General features: G+C 70.2%; 22 protein-coding genes and 1 pseudogene. 8 read left to right on the top strand and 15 right to left on the bottom strand.

Annotation, left to right across the window (positions count from 1 at the left end; translation table 11 throughout):
* The first annotated feature begins 62 nt into the window (after positions 1-62).
* Positions 63-590 carry a hypothetical protein gene (locus QAD21_RS08075; RefSeq protein WP_242696987.1) on the top strand — a complete coding sequence of 176 codons (528 nt, stop codon included), beginning with the start codon at positions 63-65 and terminating at the stop codon, positions 588-590.
* Here QAD21_RS08075 and QAD21_RS08070 read toward each other — a convergent pair.
* From QAD21_RS08070 to eccCa, 12 genes are all read right to left on the bottom strand, one after another.
* Positions 538-2,007 (bottom strand): NAD(P)H-hydrate dehydratase, encoded by a 1,470-nt coding sequence (locus QAD21_RS08070; protein WP_068970169.1) that lies wholly within the window; start codon positions 2,005-2,007, stop codon positions 538-540. The two genes, QAD21_RS08075 and QAD21_RS08070, sit on opposite strands and share 53 nt — an antisense overlap.
* 9 nt (positions 2,008-2,016) lie before the next feature.
* The gene (gene glmS, locus QAD21_RS08065) at positions 2,017-3,879 is read right to left on the bottom strand and encodes a glutamine--fructose-6-phosphate transaminase (isomerizing) (RefSeq protein WP_058250703.1); all 1,863 of its coding nucleotides are present in this window, start codon (positions 3,877-3,879) and stop codon (positions 2,017-2,019) included.
* Positions 3,880-3,979: 100 nt separating this feature from the next.
* On the bottom strand, positions 3,980-4,969 hold the full coding sequence (locus QAD21_RS08060; RefSeq protein WP_068970168.1) for an alpha/beta hydrolase: 990 nt from the start codon (positions 4,967-4,969) through the stop codon (positions 3,980-3,982).
* A gap of 10 nt (positions 4,970-4,979) precedes the next feature.
* A complete protein-coding gene (locus tag QAD21_RS08055) occupies positions 4,980-5,240 on the bottom strand; it encodes a hypothetical protein (RefSeq protein WP_058250705.1) in 261 nt (86 codons plus the stop codon).
* A complete protein-coding gene (locus QAD21_RS08050) occupies positions 5,237-6,364 on the bottom strand; it encodes a hypothetical protein (RefSeq protein ID WP_280361159.1) in 1,128 nt (375 codons plus the stop codon). Before QAD21_RS08050 ends, QAD21_RS08055 begins: the two co-directional genes overlap by 4 nt.
* The gene (locus QAD21_RS08045; RefSeq protein WP_068970166.1) at positions 6,361-6,741 is read right to left on the bottom strand and encodes a hypothetical protein; all 381 of its coding nucleotides are present in this window, start codon (positions 6,739-6,741) and stop codon (positions 6,361-6,363) included. The genes QAD21_RS08050 and QAD21_RS08045 overlap by 4 nt, the downstream gene beginning before the upstream one ends.
* Positions 6,742-6,906: 165 nt before the next feature.
* A complete protein-coding gene (locus QAD21_RS08040) occupies positions 6,907-7,611 on the bottom strand; it encodes an HAD-IA family hydrolase (protein WP_068970165.1) in 705 nt (234 codons plus the stop codon).
* Positions 7,608-8,954, bottom strand: coding sequence for a phosphoglucosamine mutase (glmM, locus tag QAD21_RS08035; RefSeq protein ID WP_068970164.1), 1,347 nt, complete (start codon positions 8,952-8,954; stop codon positions 7,608-7,610). Before glmM ends, QAD21_RS08040 begins: the two co-directional genes overlap by 4 nt.
* A gap of 2 nt (positions 8,955-8,956) precedes the next feature.
* A complete protein-coding gene (rpsI, locus tag QAD21_RS08030; RefSeq protein ID WP_065629913.1) occupies positions 8,957-9,478 on the bottom strand; it encodes a 30S ribosomal protein S9 in 522 nt (173 codons plus the stop codon).
* Positions 9,475-9,918, bottom strand: coding sequence for a 50S ribosomal protein L13 (rplM, locus tag QAD21_RS08025; protein ID WP_058250710.1), 444 nt, complete (start codon positions 9,916-9,918; stop codon positions 9,475-9,477). Before rplM ends, rpsI begins: the two co-directional genes overlap by 4 nt.
* A gap of 177 nt (positions 9,919-10,095) precedes the next feature.
* Positions 10,096-11,442, bottom strand: a complete 1,347-nt coding sequence (locus QAD21_RS08020; protein WP_065629914.1) for a type VII secretion-associated protein — start codon at positions 11,440-11,442, stop codon at positions 10,096-10,098.
* A gap of 16 nt (positions 11,443-11,458) precedes the next feature.
* Complete coding sequence (gene eccCa, locus QAD21_RS08015; protein WP_068970163.1) at positions 11,459-15,538, bottom strand: type VII secretion protein EccCa; 4,080 nt, start codon at positions 15,536-15,538, stop codon at positions 11,459-11,461.
* 97 nt (positions 15,539-15,635) lie between these two features.
* On the opposite strand from eccCa, the gene eccD reads away from it, so the two are divergent.
* Both eccD and mycP read left to right on the top strand, forming a co-directional pair.
* A complete protein-coding gene (eccD, locus tag QAD21_RS08010) occupies positions 15,636-17,189 on the top strand; it encodes a type VII secretion integral membrane protein EccD (protein ID WP_068970162.1) in 1,554 nt (517 codons plus the stop codon).
* Positions 17,189-18,586, top strand: a complete 1,398-nt coding sequence (gene mycP / locus QAD21_RS08005; RefSeq protein ID WP_068970161.1) for a type VII secretion-associated serine protease mycosin — start codon at positions 17,189-17,191, stop codon at positions 18,584-18,586. The genes eccD and mycP overlap by 1 nt, the downstream gene beginning before the upstream one ends.
* 28 nt (positions 18,587-18,614) lie before the next feature.
* On the opposite strand, the gene QAD21_RS08000 is transcribed toward mycP, so the two are convergent.
* Positions 18,615-19,568, bottom strand: a complete 954-nt coding sequence (locus tag QAD21_RS08000; RefSeq protein ID WP_058250715.1) for a 4-hydroxy-3-methylbut-2-enyl diphosphate reductase — start codon at positions 19,566-19,568, stop codon at positions 18,615-18,617.
* 52 nt (positions 19,569-19,620) lie between these two features.
* Here QAD21_RS08000 and QAD21_RS07995 point away from each other — a divergent pair, with 52 nt between their 5' ends.
* From QAD21_RS07995 to QAD21_RS07985, 3 genes and pseudogenes are all read left to right on the top strand, one after another.
* The gene (locus QAD21_RS07995) at positions 19,621-20,325 is read left to right on the top strand and encodes a lipid droplet-associated protein (RefSeq protein ID WP_137809246.1); all 705 of its coding nucleotides are present in this window, start codon (positions 19,621-19,623) and stop codon (positions 20,323-20,325) included.
* Positions 20,322-21,607: pseudogene (gene xseA, locus QAD21_RS07990) on the top strand (exodeoxyribonuclease VII large subunit). Before QAD21_RS07995 ends, xseA begins: the two are co-directional and overlap by 4 nt.
* Complete coding sequence (locus QAD21_RS07985; protein WP_068970159.1) at positions 21,604-21,846, top strand: exodeoxyribonuclease VII small subunit; 243 nt, start codon at positions 21,604-21,606, stop codon at positions 21,844-21,846. The pseudogene xseA and the gene QAD21_RS07985 overlap by 4 nt, the downstream one beginning before the upstream one ends.
* Positions 21,847-21,852: 6 nt before the next feature.
* On the opposite strand, the gene QAD21_RS07980 is transcribed toward QAD21_RS07985, so the two are convergent.
* The gene (locus tag QAD21_RS07980) at positions 21,853-22,185 is read right to left on the bottom strand and encodes a hypothetical protein (protein ID WP_068970158.1); all 333 of its coding nucleotides are present in this window, start codon (positions 22,183-22,185) and stop codon (positions 21,853-21,855) included.
* Positions 22,186-22,242: 57 nt separating this feature from the next.
* Positions 22,243-22,824, bottom strand: a complete 582-nt coding sequence (locus QAD21_RS07975) for a DUF4245 domain-containing protein (protein ID WP_068970157.1) — start codon at positions 22,822-22,824, stop codon at positions 22,243-22,245.
* Positions 22,825-22,959: 135 nt separating this feature from the next.
* On the opposite strand from QAD21_RS07975, the gene glpX reads away from it, so the two are divergent.
* On the top strand, positions 22,960-23,955 hold the full coding sequence (gene glpX, locus QAD21_RS07970) for a class II fructose-bisphosphatase (protein ID WP_065629922.1): 996 nt from the start codon (positions 22,960-22,962) through the stop codon (positions 23,953-23,955).
* Positions 23,956-24,044: 89 nt separating this feature from the next.
* The gene (locus QAD21_RS07965) at positions 24,045-25,742 is read left to right on the top strand and encodes a fumarate hydratase (protein ID WP_068970178.1); all 1,698 of its coding nucleotides are present in this window, start codon (positions 24,045-24,047) and stop codon (positions 25,740-25,742) included.
* Position 25,743 lies beyond the last annotated feature (1 nt).

Genomic DNA, 25,743 nt, shown 5'->3' with positions numbered 1-25,743 from the left:
GTCGTTCTGCGGAGATGGTCTGAGTAGTCACACCGATGTGCGGCGTCGGGCAGGACGGTTGAGTGGACCCCGACGCTGATCCCGAACCGCCGCATCCACCGGAAGTCACCATGTACACGAACTCGAATCCGCAGGACCCCGCCGTTCTCACCCCGGTCGGCCTCGTGCGCCCAGCCCACGACCTCGCCGGCTTCACGCCCGCCGGCTTCGTGCCCGTCGACCCGGTCGTCCCGCCCGCGCCTCCCGGTCGGCCGGGCCTGCGCGCATCGCTGACGTCGTGGGCCGCCAACACCATCGGGTGGGTGGCGTTCGCCACGGCCGCGGTGCTCTTCCTTCTCGCCCTCGGGCACGCCATGGCGGGCGAACCCGCCGACGGGTACGGGGTCGCGGCTCTCGTCGCCTTCGGCGTGGGAGTACTCGCGACGATCGTCGCCTGCGCGGGTCTCGTCGTGTCGTTCGTCCAGCGGGTCTGGCACGGCGCCTTTCGGCGCCCGGGCGTCATCGCCGACGCGATCGTGCTGTCGTCGGTCACCGCGTTCAGCGTGCTGACGGCGCTGTACCCGCTCGCGTTCGCGCTGGCGGCGTGGTGAACTCACGGATCGCCGGCCGCAGCGCCGCCAGCAGCGTCGACGCCCCGATCGGCGCGCCGCCACTCGCGAGCTGCGCCGCCCGGGCGTGGACGCGCGCCGCGGACGCACCGGCGACCAGCGGCGACCTCCCGGCGGCGAGCAGGGCCCCGGCGATCCCCGACAGGACGTCGCCGGCCCCGGCGGTCGCCGCCCACGACGACACCGCGTCGTTGCCCAGGACGTGACCCGTCGGGTCGGCGACCAGCGTGATACGTCCCTTGAGCAGCACCGTGACGCCCCACCGCGCGGCGAGACCGGAGACGGCGGTCAGACGGTCGGCGCCCAGTTCGGTACCGGTCAAGCGGGCGAATTCGCCGGCGTGCGGGGTCAGCAGCGTCGGTGCCGTCCGTCCGTCGACAAGGCCCGGGTCGCGGGCTATCAGGGTGAGCGCGTCGGCGTCGGCCAGGACCGGCAGATCCGTGTCCAGGACGGTGCGCAGGCTCGTCGCCGCCGCATCGTCGGTACCCATGCCGGGGCCGAGGACCCACGCCTGCACGCGTCCGGCACCGGCGAGGTCGGGCGTGGCGACGACCTCCGGCCACTGCGCCACCACCTCGGCGTGGGCGGAGCCGACGAACCGGGTCATTCCGGAGGTCGCGGTCACCGCCGCGCCGGTGGCGAGGACGGCCGCACCGGGGTACCGATGCGACCCGGCGATCACCCCGACCACCCCCTGCGTGTACTTGTCGTCCCCGGGACCCGGTGTCGGCCAATCGATCTCGTCGTCGGTCAAGGTGGCGAGCGCCGAATCGGCGGGGTCACCGAGGCCGGCGTCATCGAGGCCGATGTCGACGAGGACGACCCGCCCGCACTGTGGGGCGGCGAGCAGGTGGGCGCGGCGTAGGACCCCGAAGGTGACGGTGATGTCGGCACGGACCGCCGGGTCGTGGACCTCACCGGTGTCGGCGTCGACGCCCGACGGCAGGTCGACCGCGATGACGGTGGTTTCCGGACCGACCGCCGCGAAGACCTCGGCGGCGTTCGCCCGCAGCGGCCCCTGGCCACCGAGTCCGACCACGCCGTCGACGATCACCTCGAGGCCGTCGGGTAGCCGCTCGCCGATCCGTCCGCCGGCGGCGCGGAATGCCCGCAGCCCGGCGGCGTGGGCGCGGTCCGGGGCGAGCAGGACCGCGTCGACCCGCACGCCGCGGCGGCACAGCTCGGCACCGGCGAACAGCGCGTCGCCGCCGTTGTCCCCCGCACCGACGACCAGCCCGACCGGCCGTCCATAACATCCGCCGGTCCGGCTCAGCTCTGCCGCGATCACCCGGGCGACGCCGTGCGACGCCCGGCGCATCAGGACGCCGTCGGTGAGCAGGTTCCCCGTCGCCCGCTCGGCGGCGCGGACCTCATCGGCCGTCAGGTACCGGATCGGCATGCGGAACCGCTATTCGACGGTCACCGACTTGGCCAGGTTCCGCGGTTTGTCGACGTCGTAGCCACGGGCCTGGGCGACGCTCGCCGCGAACACCTGCAGCGGCACGGTCGAGACCAGCGGTTGCAGGAGCGTCGGCGTCTTCGGGATGGGGATGAACTCGTCGGCGACGGCACGGGCGGCCGCGTCGTCGGGCTCGGCGATGACGATCGTGCGGGCTCCGCGGGCCTGGATCTCGCGGATGTTGCTGACCATCTTCGAGTGCAGCACGGCGCGGCCGTCCGGCGAGGGCATGACCGTGATCACCGGGAGCCCGTCCTCGATCAGCGCGATCGGCCCGTGCTTGAGCTCGCCGGCCGCGAACCCCTCGGCGTGCATGTACGCGAGTTCCTTGAGTTTGAGAGCGCCCTCGAGCGCCACCGGATACCCGACATGCCGGCCGATGAACAGCACCGTGTTGTGGTGCGCCAGCGAACGCGCCAGCTCCCGGACCGGCTCCATCGTGTCCAGCACCTGCGCGACCGAGTCGGTCATCGCCTCGATGGCCGCGAACTCGCGGGCGACCTCGTCGGCGTACTTCGTGCCGCGTGCCTGCGCAAGCGCGAGCCCCACGAGATAGGCGGCGACGATCTGCGCGAGGAAGCACTTCGTCGACGCGACGCCGATCTCGGGGCCCGCGTGGGTGTAGAGAACCGCGTCGGATTCCCGGGGGATCTGTGCCCCGTTGGTGTTGCAGATCGCGAGGACGCGTGCCTTCTGGTCCTTCGCGTGCCGGACCGCCTCGAGCGTGTCGGCGGTCTCACCGGACTGCGAGATGGCCACCACCAGGGTCGACCGGTCGAGAACCGGGTCGCGGTAGCGGAACTCACTGGCGAGTTCGATCTCGACCGGGAGGCGCGTCCAGTGCTCGATCGCGTACTTGGCGAGCAGCCCGGCGTGGTAGGCGGTGCCGCAGGCCACCACGAACACCTTGTCGACGTCGCGCAGATCGTCGTCGGTCAGGCGTTGCTCGTCGAGCACGATGCGACCGTTCTGCAGGTGCCCGAGGAGGGTGTCGGCGATCGCGCGCGGCTGCTCGGCGATCTCCTTGAGCATGAAGAAGTCGTAGCCGCCCTTCTCCGCGGCCGCGAGATCCCAGTCGATGTGGAACGGCTTGCCGTCCCGGGCGTTCTCGTCGAAGTCGGTGACCGTGTACGAGTCGGCGGTGATCACCACGACTTCGTCCTGGCCGAGCTCGACCGCGTCCCGGGTGTGTTCGATGAAGGCCGTGACGTCCGACGCGAGGAACATCTCGCCCTGCCCGACACCCACCACGAGCGGGGTCGACCGCCGCGCGGCGACGATGGTGTCCGCGTGGTCGGCATGGGTGAACACGAGCGTGAACGCACCTTCGAGGCGACGCAGCGCCGCATACGCGCTCGCCACGAAGTCGCCGGCGGTCGGCCCGAACGCGTAGTACTTCGACACGAGGTGCACGGCGGTCTCGGTGTCGGTCTCGGACACGAACTCGATGCCGTCGTCCTCGAGTTCGGCGCGTAGCTCGGCGTAGTTCTCGATGATGCCGTTGTGGACGACGGCGAGCTTGCCGTCGTCACTGGCGTGCGGATGCGCGTTCCGATCGGTCGGCTTGCCGTGCGTGGCCCACCGCGTGTGTCCGATCCCGGTCGTGCCCGACAGCGACTCGCGCCCGACCGTGGCGATCTGCTTCTCGAGGTTCTCCAGCCGGAGTGCCTTCTTCTGGATCGCAGTGCTTCCCTCACCGTCGAGGATCGCGACGCCCGCCGAGTCGTACCCGCGGTATTCCATCCGCCGCAACGCGTCGACGACGATGTCCAGGGCATCGCGCCGCCCCACGTATCCCACGATTCCACACATAGCTAGTCAGGGTACCTGCGGACGCGCGGGCGGCAGCGCGGCGCGTCGGGTGCCGAGCGGGGGTCACAGCAGGCCGCCGTCGGGTGCCGCGGCACGGACGTCACTCAATGGTGTCGGGCACCACCGCGTTCGGGGCCCGGGACGGCACCGGGCTCGCCGCGCGGCGGCGTTTGCGTTCTTTCGCGCCGAGCAACTTGGCGATCTTGTCCTGGATCTCCGGCGGATCGTCGAGGTCCACCGCGGGCACCTTGCCGAGCTCGGTGTCGGCGTCGGCGAAGGCCTTGTACCGGCTGTCGTCGTCGAGGGTGTGCAGCAGGAATCCCGTGGTCAGGGCGCGTGCGGCGGTGTGCGTCTTCTTGTCGGCGCCGTTGCCGCCGAGGAGTGATTTGATCGACCGGTGCTCGATCAGCCCGCGGGACGTCGCGGCCGGCGGGGTACGCAGCACCACACCGGGACGGGGATCGGCGGCCGACTCCGACCCGTACGCCTGTGCCAGCGGCAGGGCGTTGCCGTCGATGGTGTCGAGTTCGCCGATCGCCGACACGATGAGTCCCGGAGCACTCACCCGGCGGGCCGCGGGCAGGAGTTGCGCAGTCGTCGGCGCCGGGAACAGTGCGACCACCCCCCGGGCCGGCGGTTGCGGCTGACCGTGCAGCACGCCCTCCGACGCGGCCAATACCGCTGCGGCGGCACCGAAGCCGTGGCCGGCGAACCCGATCTTGCGCGGGTCGACGGTGATCTCGCCGAAGCCGAGCGGGACCCGGGTCACGATCGACAGCGCTGAACGGAGCTGGGCGGCCATCGTGTCGTCGGACGCGAGCACGCCTCGCTGACCCGCCGGGACGGCGACGACGATGCCCCAGGACGCGAGGTGGTGGCACAGGTCGCGGTAGCGCTCGACCGACGTCATCCACCCGTGCCCGAACGCGATGGCGGGGAGTCGTTCGCCCTCGGCGGGAGTGAACACGACACCCGGGGTCCCGACGATCCCGAGGTTGCCGCGCAACACGCGATGGGGGCCGCGTCGGGCGAGCGCCTTCATCAGCTTCGCGGGCGACTGCGTCGGCTTCTGCTGCTTCTTGCCTGGCACAGCAGACAGCCTATGTGTTGCGCGGCGGCAGATGGGGACTGGCGTCGGCCACGTCGGCCGGCAACATGATGCCCGGGGTGGCGTCCGCGGCGTCGGCGGCGTTCTCGAGCTCGTCCCGGAGCTGCTGCGTCTCCGACCGCACCGCGTTGCGGCGATGCTCGTCCATGGCGAGTTCGAGGTCCCGCTGTCGAGCGGAGAACACGTGTGACGCCTCCGCGACGCCGGCGGTCGCGGTGCGGGCGAGGGCCTCGATCTGGTCGGCGAGGTTCACTGGTCACCCGCCAACGCCAGATCACCCGACGATCGGTCCGGCGATGCCTCCGGTTCCGGCCCCGACCGATTCTGTTCCGACCGATTCGGTTCCGCGGCTTCGGTTTCGGCGACCGCCCCGGTTGCCGCCTCGACGGTGGCCGATGCCGTCGGCCCCGACGCGACGGGCGCGTCGTGTCCCTCGGCGCCGCCCAGCCGGAACGGGACGTCGACGCCGTCGTCGCGGGATGCGCGCGCCGACTCGTCGGGCTCCGACGACCGTACGGACGCCGGGGGCTCGGACGCGGCGACACCTGACATCGACACCGGGGGCTCTGATCGTGCCGCGGCGGTCGCCGCCCCGGTTTCCGCCGGTCGGGCATCGGTGGTCGATTCGGCCATCCAGGTCTGGGGTCCCGGTGCGGGCGCGGCGACGGTCTGCGCCGGTGCCGCCGCGGACGGTGATCCCGGCGACACGACCGGGACGGCGCCCGGGGGCCCGGCGTCGACCGGATAAGCCTCGTCGTCGATGCCGTCGACGGACCGGTTCAGGAGGTCGAGGATTCCGACGATCCCGCGGGTCGTCGTCTCGAGCGAGGTGCTGAACAGGGCCAGCCGGGACGAGATGTCCTCGACCGCCACCCCGATCGGCACGCGACCGGTGAGCACCGCCTGCGGCAGTTCCGCCGGCGGCACCCCGGCCGCGGTCGGTGCCGACAACCGGGCGACGGCCAGATAGAAGGTGCGCAGCAGGCGGTCGATGCCCGACGCCGCGGCCGAGGTGGCGTCGGTGAGCGTGCGCAGGATGTGCAGATCCGATTCGGCGCGACGCTGATGGTCGATGACCGTCGTGAGGGCGACGGCCGCGGACTCGCTGTTCCAGCCGTCGTCGAGGCGGACCTGCTGTTCGGGGAGATGGTGGAGTTGTTCGGACACGGCCCGGTGCGCCGACACCAGGGCGCGGCTGTCCGCGGACAAGGCCGCGATGTCGAATCCGTCGACCACGCGGAGTCCGTTGCGGAGGGTGACATCGTCGGGGGCGGCGACCCCCATCAGACGCCCGGCCGCCACGAGTTCGATCAACGTCTCGACGCCACCCCGGGCGTCGGACCTCAGCACCGACAGCGAGTCCGCGCCGCGCCTCACCGGACGTCCACCTCCGAAGGCGGCAGCGCTCGCGAGATCTCGCCCGCCACGCGCCGATCCCCGTCCGCCATGGTCAGCGCACTGTTACGGAGAGTGTCAGCGAGCGCCGCAGCGGCCGTGGCCTGCACCCGTAACCGGCGCGACAGCGTCGCGCTCATCTCGGCGTACGCCGCGGCCGACGGCCCGAAGGCGACCGGGTTCCCGTCTGCTGCGATCGACTCCCGAGCCCAGGTCCCGAAGTCGTGTGCGGCCAGATCGTCGGCGACCGCCGACAGCACCAGCGAGGACCTGCGGTAGTACGCCGACACCGCGGACACCGCGGCGGTGTCCATCGAGATCGGGCGCGACCCGACACCGTCCGCACCGTTGCCGTTCATGTCACCCCTCCCCGACGTGCGCCCACCAGTTCACCGCGATCCCGTCCGCGCGGCCTGCATTCTTGGACGCACGGCAGCGGCCGTCGGTTCCCGGGACTTCTCCGGACACGCAGGGAATTGTCGCGTACGGAGGCACGAGGCGCCAGAGCGGCATCAGACGAGCGCTCAGTCGGGCAGTTCGATGCCGTTCGAGGTCACGGCGTCGAGCAGAGCGGTGGGCCGGTCGGCGGCCGGGACGTCGTGGACCAGCGCGAACGCGCAGCCGAGGGCGCGCGCCCCGCCGTCGGCGGTCTCGCTGTCCCCGACCATCAGCACCTCATCGGCCGGCACGCCGAGCGGGTCGAGCGCGGCGCGGAAGATCCGGGGGTCGGGTTTGATCGCCCCGACCTCGTACGACAGCGCGAACGCGGCGACGAGGTCCTCGACGCCGTGCAGGGCCAGGACCTTGCGCAGGTCGAAGGCGATGTTGCTGACGATGCCGACCGGAACCCCTGCCGCACCGAGCTTCTGCAGCACCGCGACGGTGTCGGCGAACGGAACCCACGAGGACGGGTCGAGCACCCGGTTGTAGAGAGCGTTCGCGTGGTCGGCATTGCTCATCCCGACCGTGCGCAGCAACGCCAGGTAACCGGTCCGATGCAGCGCCGGGTCGAGATCACGACGTTCCCAGGCATCCTGGTCGGCACCGACGACGCCGTCGGGCAGACCGACGGGTGCGACCATGCGCCGGATGATGTCCGCCTGACGGTCGCGGTCGAACTCGGCACCGGAGTCGTCGCGCAGGTCGGCGAACCACTCGTCGCGCGCCTCGAAGCGGAACAGGGTGCCGGAGAAGTCGAACAGGACCGCGCGCGGTGCCCCACCGGTCATGCCCCGGCCCCCTGGACGACGTCGGCCAGACGGCCGGCCACCGCCAGCGCCTGATCGGCGGTCGCGGCTTCGACCATCACGCGGACGAGTTGCTCGGTTCCCGACGGACGCAGCAGGACGCGACCGGTCTCCCCCAGTTCGGCTTCGGCGGCCACGACCGCTTCTTTCACCGATTGCGATTGGGCCACTGCGTGTTTGTCGCCGACGCGCACGTTGATGAGCTCCTGCGGCAGCACCGTCACGATGCCGGCCAGGTCGGCGAGCCGCGTCGACGTGGCGGCCATCCGCGCCATCAGCATCAGCCCGGTCAGGATGCCGTCACCCGTCGTGCCCGAACCCGGGACGACGATGTGACCGGACTGTTCCCCGCCGATCGAATAACCACCCCGCCGTAGTTCCTCGAGGACGTACCGGTCCCCGACCCCGGTGGTGTGCACGGTGATCCCGGCCTCGCGCATGGCGATGTGCAGTCCGAGATTGCTCATGACGGTCGCGACGAGCACATCGTCGTGGAGCTTGCCCTGGTCTTTCAGGGACGTCGCCAGCACGGCCATGATGGCATCGCCGTCGACGATCTGACCCGTGGAATCGACTGCGAGACAGCGGTCTGCGTCACCGTCGTGAGCGAGTCCGAGGTCGGCTCCGTGCTCGAGCACGGCCGCCTGCAACTTGTCCATGTGCGTGGACCCGCAGTCGGCGTTGATGTTGAGGCCGTCCGGCTCGGCGTGGATCGCGATGACCGTCGCCCCGGCGTCGGCGTAGACCTGCGGAGCGAGCTCCGACGCCGCGCCGTGCGCGCAGTCGACGACCACGGTCAATCCGTCGAGGCGGGTGTCGACGGCCTGTGCGAGGTGGCGCCGGTAGCGGTCGCCGGCGTCCGGCGCAGCGACGATCCGGCCCACCGCAGCCCCGATCGGGCGGATGAACTCGCCGTCCATGGTCGCTTCGATGCGGTCCTCGACAGCGTCGTCGAGCTTGTGCCCGCCGCCGGAGAAGAACTTGATCCCGTTGTCGGGCATGGGGTTGTGCGACGCGGAGATCATCACGCCGAAGTCGGCGTGGTAGTCCGCGGTCAGGAAGGCGACCGCCGGGGTCGGCACGGTGCCGACGCAGATGGCGTCGACTCCGGTGGCGGCGAGCCCCGCACACACCGCGGCTTCCAGCATCTCGCCGGATGCGCGCGGATCACGTCCGACGACCGCGCGCGGACGCCGGTGCGAATCGGTCGCCGAACTCTCTGCGAAAACGACCGCGGCGGCCGAGGCCAGGCGCAACGCGAGCTCGGGGGTGAGCTCGTCGTTGGCCAGGCCTCGGACGCCGTCGGTTCCGAAAAGGCGTGCCAAGATCAGCGCTTGGAGTACTGCGACGCCTTGCGGGCCTTCTTGAGGCCGTACTTCTTGCGCTCGACCGCACGCGGGTCACGGGTGAGGAAGCCGGCCTTCTTCAGGGCGGGACGATCCTCCGGGGTGACCTCGATGAGCGCACGCGCGATGGCGAGACGCAGCGCGCCGGCCTGGCCCGAGGGGCCGCCGCCGACGAGCTTGGCGTAGATGTCGAACGACTCGGTGCGCTCGACGGTGACCAGCGGGGCCTTGATCAGCTGCTGGTGCACCTTGTTGGGGAAGTAGTCCTCCAGCGAACGGCCGTTGAGGGTGAACTCACCGGAACCCGGCGCCAGGCGAACGCGGACGACGGCCTCCTTGCGGCGGCCGACGGTCTGGATCGGACGGTCGATGACGACCGGCTCGCGGACCTCTTCGACGACAGCGGCGTCGTAGTCGTCAGCGGCGACCTCGACGGCCTCCACGACCTCGACGGCAGCCTCGTCGACGGCCTCGACGGCGTCGTTGATGTTCTCGTTGCTCACTGGGCCACCTGCTTGATCTCGAAGGGGACGGGGCGCTGGGCCGCGTGCGGATGGTTCGGGCCGGCGTAGACCTTCAGCTTCGAGGCCATGGCGCGGCCGAGCTTGGTCGACGGCAGCATGCCCTTGACGGCCTTCTCGATGACCCGCTCGGGGTAGGTTGCGAGCAGCTCGGTGGTGGTGCGGGACTTCAGGCCACCGGGGTGCCCCGAGTGGGTGTAGTTCAGCTTGCGATCAGCCTTGTTGCTGGTCAGCGCGACCTTTTCCGCGTTGATGATGACGACGAAGTCGCCGCCGTCCATGTGCGGGGCGTAGGTCGGCTTGTGCTTGCCGCGAAGCAGGTTCGCGACCTGCACGGCCAGCCGGCCGAGCACCACGTTCTCGGCGTCGATGACATGCCACGTACGCGTGATGTCACCGGCCTTCGGGGTGTAGGTAGGCACAGTTGTCCTCAACTCTTGTCGAATGGATGCTGGTCGGGTGCACGGCAGAGGTTGTTCCCGGCGACCAGTGGGGACCCGGGCCTCCGCTGACCTGGACACACAGCTGTGCGCCGGGCGCCGAGCACCAGCGATCCAGGCTACGCGACCGCGCTGGTCAGGGTCAAAACGGACTCGGCCTCACGACGACGGCGACACCCGGACCGACCGCACCGCCGCCGCGCACTCGTCGTCGGCGGATTCGGCCGCGGTACCCGCCTGACAGCCGATCGAGACCTGCAGACCATCGTCGACCACGACGTACCAGCGGATCGCGCCGCCCGAGGCCGGTGACTCGCGGTAGCCGATCACGTCCCGCCCGCCGAACCGGGTGGCGGCGGAGAACTCGGTGACGACGTCGTCGCCGCGCTGCTCGATCCGGTTGCGCAGGCTCCCCGCGACCGATTCCCGGGTGGAGCCGGCGCGCACCTCGGTGAGGACGGCGATGATGCGCCGGCCGTCGTCGGGATCGACGAACACCGCGCGAGTGGTCGAGGGGTCGTCGGCCGAACCGCTCGGGGTCCGCTGTTCGGACTGCCGCCAGTCGCCGGGCACCGCCAGCGTCGCACGCCCGAGGCCGACCTCCGTCGACGCCGCGTCCGGTGCGGTGCCGCGCTGCCAGAGTCCCACCCCGATCGCACCGCTCACGACCAGGATCGCCATCACCGCCGCGGCGAGCAGCGTCCCCGACCGGCGCCGGGTGGCGCCGACCGGGAGCGAGGGTCCGGGATCGGCGCCCGGGGCCATCGTGTCCTCGTCCGCACCGCCGGTGCGGTGGCCGAGCCGGACCACGAGCTCGCGGTCGACGGCGACCACGCGTCCCGCGACCGCGTGCCCGGCGATGACGCCGATCGCCGCGGACACCTCGTCCGGGCGGTCCCCGTCGACGAACACCGCCTCGACCGAGTCGTCGATGACGTCGAGGCCGTCCGCGTTCGGCGAGGAGCGCGGCGCACGGTCGGCGCCGGGACGGATGAGCCCGGAGCGCTCGATCACCCAGCCGTCCGGACCGCGTCCGACGATCTGCACGTCCCACCACGCCGGTCGCGGGTGGCCGGGATCGGCGGGCGGCCGCGGGAGATGTGTGGTCTCGACGACGGCGCACCGCCGCACGGTGAGGTCGGCGTGACTGCGCGCGACGAGCACCGCCCGCGGTAGGAGTGCCACCGGCGCGCGGCCGTCGCCGAGGTCGGCGAGCGTCGATGCCCGACGGGGTCCCCAGGTGCTCGGGTGCCCGACGACGAGGGGTCGGCCCGCGGGCAAGTCGAGGCCGGCGAAGACCCGCCGCCACACCTGCCGCAGGTGTTCGCGCCGACCGTCGACCACGACACTCATCTGGTCCACCGACTCGAGCAGCGGCCGCACATCGCGATCCACCCGGCGCAGCCCGTGCTCCGGGTCATGGGCCAGCGGCGTCCCGAACGCGAGATCGACCACCATCGGACGGATCCCGTCGCCGATCGGTTGCACCTCGCCCGGCTGTGTCATCCGGCCCGACCCACCCCTAGTCGCCGATCGGGAGATGGGCGACCTGGATCATCTCCTGCGGCCGGACGCGCGACACCAGTTCGCCGCGGCCGGGCACCAGCGTCTGCATCCTCGACCGGCCGGTGATGAATCCCTCGTCCCGGTCACCGCTCATCAGCAGGATGTCCGACGACAGGTCCTTGAGGCGCGCGATCAGCGGATCGAACATCGCCCGACCGAGGCCGCCGGAACGTCGGGCGAGCACGATGTGCAGCCCGATGTCGCGCGCATGGGAGGCCAGTTCGACGATCGGCAGCATCGGATTGCCGGTCGAGGTGACGACCATGTCGTAGTCGTCGACCACCACGTACACCTCGGGCTGGCCCTCGAGCCAGGTGCGGTCCCGCAGTTGCTGGACGGTCACGTCCTCGGGTGGCATCCGGTTCTTCAGATACGCCGCCAGCTCCGTCATCATCGACGCCGCGCGGTCGGGCGAACTCGCGTAGCCGGCGAGATGATCGCCGTCGATGATCCCCAGCATCGTGCGGCGGTAGTCGACGAAGACGATGCGCACCTGCTCGGGTGTGGCACCCGCGACCAGCCCGGTGACGATCGTCCGCAGCAGGTTGGTCTTGCCGTGCTCGACGTCGGCGAACGCCATGAAATGCGGTTGGGCGGTGAAATCGAGGACCACCGGGGCGAGTTCGAGCTCGCCGACACCGATCGCCACCTGATTGGGTGCCAGCGTCAGCCCGGCGGCGGCAACCGCGCGCTGCACCGATGCGTAGTCGATCGCGGTGCTCAGCTTGCGCACGGCCATCGCCGAGCGGCCCGGATAGGCGGCGGTGAGCTTCTCGACCGACTGGGCGACGCCCGCGGGCAACGACTCGGCACTGCTGACGGAATCGAGCCGGGGCAGCGCGATCAGCATGTGCAGCTCCTGCCCGGTCAGGCCGCGACCGGGTCGGTTCTGCGGGACCAGGGCGGCGGCGCGACGACCCATGTCGGAATCCATCGGGTCGCCCAGCCGCAGCTCGATCCGGGTACCCATGAGATCGCGGACCGCCGGGCGCACCTCGGCCCACCGGGATGCGGTGACCATGACGTGGACGCCGTAGCTCAACCCCTGGGCCACGATCGCGGTGATCTGTTCCTCGAGCGATTCCAGTTCGGTCCGCAGCACGTTCATGCCGTCGAGGACGAGGAACACGTCGCCGAACCGGTCCTGCGCCAGCGGGTCCGACGCCGGCGAGGTGACGCCGGACCGGAACCACGCTTCCCGGCGGGACCGGTAGTCGCGCATCGACTCGATGCCCAGCCGCGTGAACAGCAGTTCGCGCGACCGGACCACGGCCGCCACCTCGGCGACCGTACGGCGGACCGCGTCCATGTCGCCGCGCGAGGCGACCGAGCCGACATGCGGGAGGCCGGCGAGACCGGCCAGACTGCCGCCGCCGAAGTCCAGACAGTAGAACTGCACCTGTTCGGGCGTGTGGGACGCGGCGGCCGACATGATGATCGTGCGCAGCGTCGTCGACTTGCCCGACTGCGGACCGCCGACCACCGCCACGTTGCCCGCGGCCCCCGCGAGGTCGATGACGAGCGGGTCGCGTCGCTGGTCGTAGGGCCGATCGACGACGCCGATCGGAACCGTGAGATGCCCCGGCACCGCCGGGTGGGACCAGTCCCGCTCGCCGAGAAGATGTTCCACGGTGGGCGAGTCGTCCAGCGGCGGCAGCCACACGCGGTGAGCCGGCGGGCCCGCGTGCTCCATGCGTTCGACGATGGTCTCCATGAGCGTGGGCACCTGCGCCGAGACCGGCTCGAACTCGGTGGGCGCCTCGGGTGCCGGCGGTTCCTCGTCGAGCAGGCTCTCGGCCTGGTCGAGCAGCGAACGCGACGCGCCCTCGTCCAGCGGCACCGGAAGTGCGGTGAACACCTTGAGGTTTCCGCGACGCGATGACGCCGTGGTCGTCGGATCGGCCGACTCCGTGACCGTCGGCGAGTAGTAGGCCCCCGACACGTAGGAGGTGTTGAACCTGATCGGGTCCGCCGAATCGCACTTGAGGTATGCCGAACCCGGGACGCTCGGCAGGTGATAGGCGTCGGGAACACCGAGAACCGAGCGGGACTCGTTGGCGGAGAACGTTTTCAGGCCGATCCGATAGGACAGGTGCGAGTCCAGGCCACGCAGCTTGCCCTCTTCCAGCCGCTGCGAGGCGAGCAGCAGATGGATGTGCAGCGAGCGACCCAGACGACCGATGGCGACGAACAGTTCGGCGAAATCGGGCTTCTGCGAGAGCAGTTCGGAGAACTCGTCGACGACGATGAAAAGCGCCGGCAGCGGATCGAGGCGCACCCCCGAGGCGCGGGCGCGCTCGTAGTCGGCGACGTTGGCGTAGTTGCCCGCCGCCCGCAACACCTCCTGGCGCCGGTTCATCTCGCCCGAGAGCGCGTCCTTCATCCGGTCGACCATCGAGAGTTCCTGCTCGAGGTTCGTGATGATCGCGGCGACGTGCGGCGCGGATTCCAGGCCCAGGAACGTCGCGCCGCCCTTGAAGTCGACGAGCACGAGATTCAGCTCCGACGGCGAATGAGTCGCCAGCATCGCCAGGACCAGCGTGCGCAGGAACTCCGACTTCCCCGATCCGGTGGCGCCGATGCACAGCCCGTGCGGACCCATGCCGCCGTGCGCGCTCTCCTTGATGTCGATCTCCACGGGCGCGCCGGTCGGCGTGTAACCGATCGGCACGCGCAGGCGCTCCCGGCCGGTACGACCGCGCCAGGCCGTCGCCGGATCGAAGCGTGCGGCGTCGTCGATGCCCAGCAGCGCGGGCAGGCCGGGGTCGGCCGAGGTCGCCTCGGACTCGAGGTGGGCCAGCGTCGCCGCGGTGGCCAGCCGGTAGCGCGCCATGCGCCGGGCGATCGCCTCCGCCTCGGGAATCGTCAACGAGTCCATGTCGGCGAACTCCTCGACGCCGGCGGCACTGCGCGCGGAGACCTTGCCCCCGCGCACGACGAGTTGCAGCCCGCGCCGCACCGCGAGACCGTCCGGCGGCGCGGTCAGGTCGAGGATCGTGACGCCTTCCATGCCGGCGTCGTTGATGATCCGCTCGTCGCCGACGACGTAACCGTCGTCGATGATCACCACGAGGTGTGCGCGGTTGGCGTTCGGCGGCGCCGACCGGCTGAACCGGCCGCGCTCGAGGAGGTCCGCGGCCATCGAGTTCTCGAGGTCCGCCAGCGTCGGATAGATCATCCGCATCGCCCCGACGCCGTCGCGCAGCGTCGGATGTCCCACGTGCGGAAGCCATTTCGCCCAGTCCCAGGCCTCCCCCGCCGGATCACCGGTCACGATGCCGATGTGCAGATGATCGGGACCGTGGAACGCACACAGCTCCACGACCATCGACCGGATGAGTTCGCGGGTCTCCTGCCGCGCACCCTCGATGTTGATGGCCGGGAAGCCGCGCAGCGAGATCGAGGTGGGCAGGCGGTACACCGCGGAGTGCGTGCGCACGAACCGGCGCAGGGCCACCATCGACACCGGCTCGATGTCCTCGAGGGGCCCGGTCTCCGGCGGCATGAGCCGCGTGGCGAGTCGCTGGACACCCACCCCGACGCGCACATGGGCGAAGTCGGCGTCGCTGGGGCGGCGTTCCCACATGCGCCTGCTGCCGATCACGTCGAGCAGCGCACGCGGGTCCGGGTGGCTCCAGGTGCGTGCCGCGCGCTGGTTGTCGACGGTCTCGAAGACCTGGCCGCGCAGCTGGCCGAGATAGCGGAAGTAGTCCTTGCGTTCCTCGTTGAGTTCTCCGGCGCGTTTGCCCCCGCCACGGCCGCCGGCGGCGAACATGCCGAACATCGACATCAGCATCATCAGCGGGAACATCATGAACAGCGGGTTGGTCAGGATGTTGCGCCCACCGGTGACGACCATCAGTGCCACCATGCCGACGACGGCGACGACCATCACCACCGGCAGCAGTTTCATCAGGAGGCCGCCGGGCACCACCCGCGGCACATCCGGCGGCGCCTGGATGTTGACCTCGCCTCCGGGCGTGCGTGGGGGCGTGATGCGCGGGCGACGCACAAAGCCCTCCGTCGTCGTGACCACACGTCCCCCCTGACATGTCGCGCTGTGTATCCCCGGGCGGTCGAACCCGCCGCGGTTGGCTATGTTAGCTGCTGAATCTAGGGGGAGGATTGACCTGATGTCGTCTGTGGACGGATTCGCACCGGGGTACCCGGCCACCGCTGCCGACGCGGACACCGGGGACCGCCGGCGGGGTGAGGGGGCCGTCGAGCCTCAACTCGTACGGGTGTCCGTGCTGGGCGGCAACACCCAACTCGACGTCGGACTGCCGGCCGGCATCCCCATCGCCGGACTCATCGGTGACCTTGTCGCCCAGATCGAATCGCGCAATCCCACGAGGTCGGACCCCGACGACCCGGATGCCGACGCCCGCAATCCCGGCCGACCGCACGACCGGCAGAACAAGTGGACGCTCGCGCTCGTCGGACAGGACCCGCTGCCCCTGCACCGGTCGCTGTCGGAGTCGGGAATCCGTGACGGCGATCTGCTGCTGTTGACCTCCACGCGAACCGGGGAGTCCCCGGTGCTGTTCGACGACGTGGTCGACGCTGTCGCCCGATTGAACGAATCGCAGTTCGTCGACTGGACCGCGGCGTCCGCCCGCAAGGTCGGTTACGCCCTGGCACTCGTCGCCGCGGTCGCGGCGGCGGCGTCCCTGGCCGCCGTCCGCTCCGGCACCGGCGCCCTGTGGTTCGCCGGGTTGTCCGGGCTGGCGGTCGTCGGATTCGTCACCGCCTCGACGATCGTGTCCCGCTACTACCGCGACGAGCAGAGTTCGACGGTGCTGTCCCTGTGTGCCGCGCCGATGGCCTTCGTGACCGGGATGATCGTGACGCCCGGGTCATACGGCGCCGCACACCTCACCCTGGGCTTCGCGTTCACCCTCGCCGCCGCCGTGGTCAGCTACCGCATGACCGCGGCCGGGGCGACCGCACACAGCGCCGTGACCAGCGCGGCGCTGCTCGGCGCCACCGGTTGTGGGGCGCGACTCCTCATCGATGCGCCGGTGGCCGATGTCGCCGCCGTCATCGCCGCGGTCGGTCTGCTGTGCATCGGTCTGGCTCCCCGCACGACGATCCTGCTCGCGAAACTGCCGCTGCCCCCGGTGCCGACCGCGGGTGCCGCCATCGACGTCAAGGACATCGAACCGCGACCGGCCATCGAGGGCATCGGGGCGATCGGCGCGACCGCCCTTCCCAAAGCCGATGCGCTGGAACGGCGTTCCTACCTCGCCAACGCGTACCTGACCGGCATCGTCGGCGGGCTCACCGTCGTCACCGCCATCGCGGCCGTGCTCACCGCCGCCCCTCTCGCCGGGTTCGAATGGCGCAACGCCGTCTACGCCGCGATCATCGGCGTCGTGCTGTGTCTGCGGGGCCGCTCTCACAGCGACCTGTTCCAGGCGGGAATCCTCGTCATCGGCGGATCGCTCGTGGTGATCACCCTGATCACCGGTCTCGCGTTCGGCGACGATCAGTGGCCGGTGATCGGTTTCGCCCTCGGCATCCTCGTGGTGATCGGCGCCCTCGTCTTCGGGGTCGTCGCGCCGAACCAGGACTTCTCACCCGTGATGCGTCGGTGGGCCGAGATCGGCGAGTACATCCTCGTCGCCCTCATCGTGCCCCTGCTGTTGTGGCTGCTCGACCTGTACCGAATGGTCCGCGAGATCTGATGCGCGACAACCGTGTCCGTGGTGCCGGAGTATTCGCGACGACCCTCGTCGCGGCACTCGTCGGGGCCTCGGCGACGCCCGCTGCTGCGGTCACCCCACCTCGGATCGATCCCGGCGCCCTCGTCCGGTCGGCCCCGGTCGCCCCGCTGGAACCGACCGAGCAACGCCACCTGTGCAACATCCCGGAACTGACCCGCACCGTGACGAAACCGACTGCGGCACAGGCGATGATGAATCTCCCGGAGGCGTGGCGGTTCAGTCGCGGACAGGGTCAGCGAGTGGCCGTGATCGACACCGGGGTGACGCCCCATCCTCGTCTCGGTCGCGTCGTCGCCGGTGGCGATTACGTCTCGGGCGGCAACGGACTCGACGACTGCGACGCCCACGGCACCCTGGTCGCCGGGATCATCGCCGCCCGGCCCAGCACCGCCGACGCGTTCGTCGGCGTCGCGCCCGCGGCATCGATCATCTCGATCCGCCAGTCCAGCAGCGCTTTCCAGAAGAAGAACTACCGCGCCCGGGACGACGCCGCGCCGGTGGTCGGCTCGGGTTACGGGTCCGTCCGGACGCTGGCGCACGCCATCGTGCGCGCGGTCGATCTACGCGCCACCGTCATCAACATCTCCGAGGTGGCGTGCGCGTCGGCGTCGGATTCGGTCGACGACCGGGCGCTGGGTGCGGCCATCCGGCACGCCTACGACCGGAACGTCGTGGTCGTCGTGGCAGCCGGCAACCTGACGCGCGACGGCGCCTGCCAGAACCAGAATCCGGCTCCCGCCGCCGACGACCCCGACGGATGGCGGTCGGTGGCGACCGTCGCCAGTCCCGCCTGGTACTCGCCGTACGTGCTGACGGTCGGCTCGGTGGACGCCGATACCGGCTCGCCGAGCGATTTCAGCCTGCATGGCCCGTGGGTGGGCGTCGCGGCGCCGGGCACGGACATCGTGAGCCTGGACAGCCGGCGTGGTTCGAGCCGGCTGGCGTCGGCCCAGCAGAGCGACGGCGGGCCGGTGCCCTTGATCGGCACGAGTTTCGCCGCGCCGTACGTCGCGGGCACTGCCGCGCTGATCCGGGCCCGCTTCCCGGATCTGACCGCGCGCGAGGTGATGGACCGCATCATCGCCACCGCCCATTCCCCGGGCCCCGGGCGCGATCAGCGGATCGGACACGGTGTCGTCGATCCGGTCGCCGCCCTGACCGCCGAGCTGCCGGCCGATCAGCAGCCGGACCGGGCCTCGGCGCCCATCGCCGCACCTCCCGTGGCGCAGCCACCGGACAATTCCGCGCGCAACGTCGCGATCATCGGCAGCGCCGTCGCGGCGATCGTCATCGCCGCCGTCCTCGCGATCGCACTACCCCATCGACGGGTGCGCAAGCTCGACCCGGACGAGTTCTGACCTGTCGACGCCGGGCCGTGGCCCGAGGTCAGCTGGACGAACGTGCGGGGCGCAGCTCGCGCGGGAGCGCGAAGGTCAGCGTCTCGTTGGCCGTGTTGACCGTCTCGACCGTGCCGTAGCCGCGTTCGGCCAGGTAGTCGAGAACCCCGCGGACCAGCACCTCGGGCACCGACGCGCCGGAGGTGACCCCGACCGTCGTCACACCGTCGAGCCACGAGTCGTCGATCTCACGGGCGTAATCGACCAGGTGGCCGGCCTTCGCGCCGGCCTGCAGGGCCACCTCGACGAGGCGCACCGAGTTCGATGAGTTCTGCGATCCGACGACGATCACCAGGTCGCATTCGGGAGCCATCGCCTTGACCGCGACCTGCCGGTTCTGGGTGGCGTAGCAGATGTCGTCACTGGGCGGGTCGTTGAGCAGCGGAAACTTCTCGCGGAGTCGACGGACCGTCTCCATGGTCTCGTCGACCGACAGGGTGGTCTGCGACAACCAGACCAGCTTCGACTCGTCACGGACCTCGACCGCGTCCACGCTGTCGGGACCGTCGACGAGCTGGATGTGCTGTGGGGCCTCGCCGGCGGTGCCCTCGACCTCCTCGTGGCCCTCATGGCCGATCAGGAGGATGTCGTAGTCGTCGCGCGCGAATCGCTTCGCCTCTTGATGGACCTTCGTGACCAGCGGACACGTGGCGTCGATGGTGCGCAGGTTGCGCTCGGCGGCGGTCTGGTGCACCAGCGGGGACACCCCGTGCGCGGAGAACACGACCAACGCGCCCTCGGGCACCTCGTCGGTCTCGCCGACGAAGATCGCCCCGCGCTCGGCCAGGGTCTCCACGACGTGCCGGTTGTGCACGATCTCCTTGCGCACGTAGACGGGAGCGCCGTGCTTGTCGAGGGCACGCTCGACCGTCTCCACCGCACGGTCGACACCAGCGCAGTAGCCGCGGGGTTCGGCGAGCAGGACACGCTTCGTCTCAGACATGCTTCCCAGGGTACGGGTTACGCGGCGTTGCCCGTGATGGCAGAGTGTTGGCATGGATCGCGCACCGTACCCCGCCCGGATAGCCGCAGGTCTGATCGTCACCGCCCTCGAGGAGACACGGAAACTCCCGGCGCTGCTCATCACGTTGCCGATGACCGCCATCAGCCAGACCCTCCAGGCCGGTATGCGGGCGCAACAGAACATCGCCGAACTGGCCATCAAGGGCGACGCCGCCCTGGAGATGCTCTTCGACCGGCCCGACGAACAGCCCGAGTGGGCACGTTTCGACGAGGACGACGCAGCGGGTCCCGACCCGGTCACGCCCGCCGCGCCCGCGGAGACCACCGATACGTCTGTGCAGGACGAGAAGCCGAAGGCCGCCGCGACGACCCCGTCGCCCACGACCATCGACGAGGAGATCGAGGAGGCGGCCGCCGACGCCGATCTCGCCGCACCGCCGCGCGCCGATGCCGGGCGGTTCGCGCTGTACAGCTCGACCCCCGACGAGGTCGTCGCGGCCGAGGTGCCGGGCACCGAGGCGGTGAGTTCCGCCGACGGCTCCGGGCCCGAGATCGTCGAGCTCATCGACTACGACACCCTCACCCTCGCGCAACTCCGGGCCCGTCTGCGGTCGGTCGCCGTCGAGGACCTGATCGCACTTGTCGACTATGAGAAATCCCGCCGCGACCGCGCGCCGTTCGTGACAATGCTCGAGAACCGGATCGCCGCGCAGAACAAGCGCTCCACCGAAGCGTGACCGGGGCCGACACGAGCGACACACCGCGACGTTCCTCGTCACCGAACTCGGCCGAGCATCCCTGGCCGGTCCGGACGGTGAACACCAAGATCGCCGACTGGATCCATCGGCTCGGACAGATCTGGGTCGAAGGACAGGTCACCCAGATCAGCCGGCGGCCGGGGACCCGCACCGCGTTCCTCACCCTGCGCGACCCCGCTGCCGACATCTCGATCTCGGTGACATGCAGCCCCGACCTGCTGGCACGCACCGAGGTCCCGCTGACGGACGGCAGCTCCGTGGTGGTCCTGGGCCGGCCGAGTTACTACACCGGGCGCGGCACGGTGTCGCTGCGGGTCAGCGAGATCCGGGCCGTGGGCATCGGCGAGCTGTTGCTGCGCATCGAACGGCTGCGACAGCTCATGGCCGCCGAGGGCCTCTTCGATTCACGGCTCAAACGGCCGCTGCCGTTCCTGCCGCGCGCCGTCGGCCTGATCAGTGGCCGCGCGAGCGCAGCGCAGCACGACGTCGTGAGTGTCGCGACCGCTCGATGGTCGAACGTGCGCTTCGACATCCGCGAGGCCCCCGTGCAGGGCCGACGGCGGTCGCCCGCATCCTGACCCACCTGGCCGACCTCGATGCCCACCCCGATGTCGAGGTCATCATCATCGCGCGCGGCGGCGGCAGCGTAGAAGACCTGCTCCCGTTCTCCGACGAGGCGTTGCTGCGCGCGGTGTCGCGGTGCCGGACCCCGGTCGTCAGCGCGATCGGGCACGAACCGGACAATCCACTGCTCGATCTCGTCGCGGATCTGCGCGCCGCCACTCCGACCGATGCGGCGAAACGGGTCGTTCCCGACGTCGAGGCCGAACTCGCGGGCATCGCGGATCTGCGTCGACGCAGCGCGCAGGCCCTGCGCAACTGGGTGCGCCGCGAGTCCGGCGTCGTCGCCGCGCTGCGGGCGCGGCCGGTGCTCGCCCGTCCCGGGGTGCTCGTGGACTCCGAAGCCGGGCAAGTGGCCGAGCTGGTCCGCGCCTTGCGCCGAGATGTGTTGCGCCACATCGACTCCGAGGAACGACGTACCGACCATCTCGGCGCGCGCCTGTCGACACTCGGTCCCGCGCAGACCCTGGCGCGCGGCTACGCGGTGGTACAGCGCACCGACACCGACCCGCCTCATGTGGTCGGCACGCTCGCGGACCTGCCGGCGGGTGCACCCCTGCGCATCCGGGTCGCCGACGGCGCCGCAACCGCCCGGGTCGACGAACCCACGACCATGCCGGAACACGGAGGAAATGCGTGAGCACCGACGAATCATCCACTCCGATCGAGGAACTCGGCTACGAGGAAGCACGCGACGAACTCGCCGAGATCGTCACCACCCTAGAGCACGGCGGACTCGACCTCGACGCCTCGCTGGCGCTCTGGGAGCGTGGCGAGGCCCTCGCGACCCGCTGCGAGGAGCACCTGCGCGGTGCCCGCGAGCGCATCGAGGCGGTCATCAGCACCGGCTCCGACCCCGACGACCCCGAGGACGACTGAGACCGATCAGTCGAACCGGGTGAGCGCCTCGCGGTCGAGAACACTGATGCGCGTGTGCACGGCGGTCGGTCGCGCACCGACCCGCGCGAGGACCGGCCGACGATCCTCCCCACCCCTCGACAAGGAGGAAAGCGGCCGCCCCACAGCGGAATCCGGAGGCAGCCCGACGATGTACGGAAGACCGGGTGCGGGCACCACGGTCCCGGATCGCGGGTCGGTCAGCGCATCGATGGCGCCCGCCCGTTGCACCGGAACGGTCACCACGAGCAGCACGAGGGCCGCGACGAGCACGAGCCTGGCCCACACGAGATGCAAGCCGAACCCCGATCCCCCATCCATGAGCGCCTCCTGCCGACGACGCTAGGAACTCCGGGCCGGGTCCTCACGAGTAGTGCGCTACCCCAATTGCAGCGGCTGCTGGGCGACGACCGACGACGCGATCGTCTCGATGTCGGCGTCGCTGCCGCGCGACAGGACCGCGATGCGTACCTTGCCCAGGTCCGTGATCCAGAACCGCTTGCCCTCCGACGTCTCGTAGGTCACCCACTGCCGCCCGCCCGCCTGGCGCGTACCGGTACCGGAGATGTCGGCGAAATCACCCCCGCTACCGCCGCCGAGGTAGGGGACGAACACGTCCTCGGGCGCATCGGACTGACTGAGCTGGACGTAGGCGCCGTCGCTGCTGAGCCATCCCACCGTGCTGACCCGGTGCCCCTCGATCGCGTCCGAGGAACCGGAGTTGGGCCGCCAGCCCTCCGGCGTCGGCGGGCGACGGATCGGGAACGGGAGCTGGGCGGCGTCGGCGTTCAATGCGCTGACCACGTCGAACGGCGGTAGCTTGCTGTCGGCCACGTCCTTGGAGGCCCCGATCGAGCAATTCCCCGACGCGATCGCCACCAGCGCACACAGCGCGAGCAACGGGACCAACGACCAGAACATGTCCTTGCCGTTGTTCAGAATGCGGGGTTTGTCTGCCATGGCGCCGAGTATCCCACCAGCAGGGTCACTGACCGAATGCCCGGTGTGACATGCAAGGATGGTGGTCGAGACCACCGCCACCATCACTCGGCGCCGCTGGAGTCGACCCGCGCCGAACAGAGGAGTCGATTGCCCATGACCGTCAGCACCCATCAGGCCCCGGACCGCAACCTCGCGATGGAGTTGGTCCGCGTGACCGAGTCGGCTGCACTCGCGGCCGGTCGTTGGGTCGGTCGTGGCGACAAGAACGGCGGCGACGGCGCGGCGGTCGACGCGATGCGCGAACTGTTGTCGTCGGTCTCGATGCGCGGTGTCGTGGTCATCGGAGAGGGCGAGAAGGACGAGGCGCCGATGCTCTACAACGGCGAAGAGGTGGGCAACGGCGAAGGCCCCGACTGTGACGTCGCCGTGGATCCCATCGACGGCACCACGCTGATGGCGGAGGGCCGCCCCAACTCGATCTCGGTGATCGCGGTCAGCGAGCGCGGCACGATGTACGACCCGTCGGCGGTCTTCTACATGGACAAGATCGCTGTCGGACCCGAGGCCAAGGGCGCCATCAACATCAACGAGTCCGTCGAGTGGAACATCAACTCGGTCGCGAAGGCGAAGGGCATCGACGTCGCCGATCTGACCGTGATCGTCCTCGACCGTCCTCGTCATGCCGATCTCATCGGTGAGATCCGGCAGGCCGGCGCCAAGATCCGCCTCATCTCCGATGGTGACGTCGCCGGTGCGGTCGCCGCCGCCGACGACTACTCCACCGTCGACATGCTGATGGGCGTCGGTGGCACTCCCGAGGGCATCATCACCGCCGTCGCGATGAAGTGCATGGGCGGCGAGATCCAGGGCAAGCTGTGGCCGCGCAACGACGAAGAGCGTCAGAAGGCCATCGATGCCGGCCACGACCTGGACCGGGTGCTGACCAACGACATCCTGGTCAGCGGCGAGAACGCCTTCTTCTGCGCCACCGGGGTCACCAACGGCGACATGCTGCGCGGCGTCACCTACCGGCCCAATGGCGCGACGACCCGGTCGCTGGTGATGCGCTCGAAGTCCGGCACCGTCCGCCGCATCGAGGCCGTCCACAAGCCGGCCAAGCTCCGCGGCTACTCCCGAATCGATCTCTGAGACACGACATCGGCCCCACACCAACACCGGTGACTTCACGAGTCAACCTCTGGCGTGGGGCCGATGTCGTGGGCGATACGATGCGGTCCGTGAGTAAACCAGCCTCAGCCCCCGAGTTTCTCTACTCCGATCTGCTCCCGACCGGCGCCGACGAGACCCCGTACCGGTTGATCACGACCGAGGGTGTGTCCACGTTCTCCGTCGACGGTCGGACCTTCCTGAAGGTCGACCCGGAGGCCATCCGGAGGCTCACCGCGGAGGCCATGCACGACATCAGCCACTATCTCCGCCCGGCTCATCTCGCGCAGTTGCGCAAGATCATCGACGACCCGGAGGCCTCGGGCAACGACCGGTTCGTCGCCCTTGACCTGCTGAAGAACGTCAACATCTCCGCCGGCGGCGTGCTGCCGATGTGCCAGGACACCGGCACCGCCATCGTGATGGGCAAGAAGAGCGAAGGGGTCCTGACCGGCACCGACGACGCCGAGGCCATCTCCCGCGGTGTCTACGACGCCTACACGCAGCTCAACCTGCGGTACTCGCAGCTCGCCCCGCTGACGACGTACGAGGAGAAGAACACCGGCTCGAACCTGCCCGCCCAGATCGAGATCTACGCCACCGAGCAGGGGCCCAAGGGTCCGGAGTACAAGTTCCTGTTCATGGCCAAGGGCGGTGGCAGCGCCAACAAGTCGTTCCTGTTCCAGGAGACGAAGGCGATCCTGAACCCGACGAGCATCCTGGAGTTCCTCGACGAGAAGATCCGCTCGCTGGGCACCGCGGCCTGCCCGCCGTACCACCTGGCCGTCGTGATCGGCGGCACCTCAGCCGAATTCGCGCTCAAGACCGCCAAGTACGCGTCGGCGCACTACCTCGACAACCTGCCCACGCAGGGTTCGATGTCGGCGCACGGTTTCCGCGATCTCGAGCTCGAGGAGGAGGTCTTCCGGCTGACCCAGTCGTTCGGCATCGGGGCGCAGTTCGGCGGCAAGTACTTCTGTCACGATGTGCGCGTGGTCCGGCTGCCCCGCCACGGTGCGTCGTGCCCGGTGGCGATCGCGGTCTCCTGCTCGGCCGACCGTCAGGCCCTCGGCAAGATCACCGCCGACGGCGTGTTCCTCGAGCAGCTCGAGACCGATCCGGCCCGCTACATGCCCGCAGCCGGTGTGGCCGAGGACATCTCGGGTGGCGAGGTGGTCGAGGTCGACCTCAACCGCCCGATGCCGGAGATCCTCGCGCAACTCTCGCAGTATCCGGTCAAGACGCGCCTGTCGCTGACCGGACCGCTGGTCGTCGCGCGCGACATCGCCCACGCCAAGATCAAGGAACGCCTCGATGCCGGCGAGCCGATGCCCGACTACCTGCGCGACCACCCGGTCTACTACGCCGGGCCGGCGAAGACCCCCGAAGGCATGGCCTCCGGATCGTTCGGTCCGACGACGGCAGGCCGGATGGACAGCTATGTCGAGCAGTTCCAGGCCGCCGGGGGCTCGATGGTCATGCTGGCCAAGGGGAATCGATCCAAGCAGGTCACCGAGGCGTGCGGCGCGCACGGCGGTTTCTACCTCGGCTCCATCGGCGGGCCCGCGGCACGTCTCGCGCTCGACTGCATCAAGAGCCAGGAGATCATCGAGTACCCCGAACTCGGCATGGAGGCCGTGTGGAAGATCGAGGTCGAGAATTTTCCCGCCTTCATCGTCGTTGACGACAAGGGCAACGACTTTTTCACCGACCCGAGTGGGGCCGTCAACGTCCCGCTGAGCGGCATAAGGATTCGATCAAAGGAGTAGG

Source organism: Gordonia sp. SMJS1, assembly GCF_029866425.1.
Classification (GTDB): Bacteria; Actinomycetota; Actinomycetes; order Mycobacteriales; family Mycobacteriaceae; genus Gordonia; species Gordonia hongkongensis.
The sequence above is the reverse complement of the archived record's forward strand: the minus strand, read 5'-3'. Positions and strand labels throughout refer to the sequence as shown.

What these genes read in the sequence shown, in the direction of transcription:
- QAD21_RS08020 (WP_065629914.1), bottom strand. Translation starts at nt 11,442, where the DNA reads ATGACACAGCCGGGCGAGGTGCAACCGATCGGCGACGGGATCCGTCCG.
- eccD (WP_068970162.1), top strand. Translation starts at nt 15,636, where the DNA reads ATGTCGTCTGTGGACGGATTCGCACCGGGGTACCCGGCCACCGCTGCC.
- glmS (WP_058250703.1), bottom strand. Translation starts at nt 3,879, where the DNA reads ATGTGTGGAATCGTGGGATACGTGGGGCGGCGCGATGCCCTGGACATC.
- QAD21_RS08000 (WP_058250715.1), bottom strand. Translation starts at nt 19,568, where the DNA reads ATGTCTGAGACGAAGCGTGTCCTGCTCGCCGAACCCCGCGGCTACTGC.
- QAD21_RS08045 (WP_068970166.1), bottom strand. Translation starts at nt 6,741, where the DNA reads ATGAACGGCAACGGTGCGGACGGTGTCGGGTCGCGCCCGATCTCGATG.
- QAD21_RS07995 (WP_137809246.1), top strand. Translation starts at nt 19,621, where the DNA reads ATGGATCGCGCACCGTACCCCGCCCGGATAGCCGCAGGTCTGATCGTC.
- QAD21_RS08070 (WP_068970169.1), bottom strand. Translation starts at nt 2,007, where the DNA reads ATGCCGATCCGGTACCTGACGGCCGATGAGGTCCGCGCCGCCGAGCGG.
- mycP (WP_068970161.1), top strand. Translation starts at nt 17,189, where the DNA reads ATGCGCGACAACCGTGTCCGTGGTGCCGGAGTATTCGCGACGACCCTC.
- QAD21_RS07980 (WP_068970158.1), bottom strand. Translation starts at nt 22,185, where the DNA reads ATGGATGGGGGATCGGGGTTCGGCTTGCATCTCGTGTGGGCCAGGCTC.
- glpX (WP_065629922.1), top strand. Translation starts at nt 22,960, where the DNA reads ATGACCGTCAGCACCCATCAGGCCCCGGACCGCAACCTCGCGATGGAG.
- QAD21_RS07975 (WP_068970157.1), bottom strand. Translation starts at nt 22,824, where the DNA reads ATGGCAGACAAACCCCGCATTCTGAACAACGGCAAGGACATGTTCTGG.
- QAD21_RS08040 (WP_068970165.1), bottom strand. Translation starts at nt 7,611, where the DNA reads ATGACCGGTGGGGCACCGCGCGCGGTCCTGTTCGACTTCTCCGGCACC.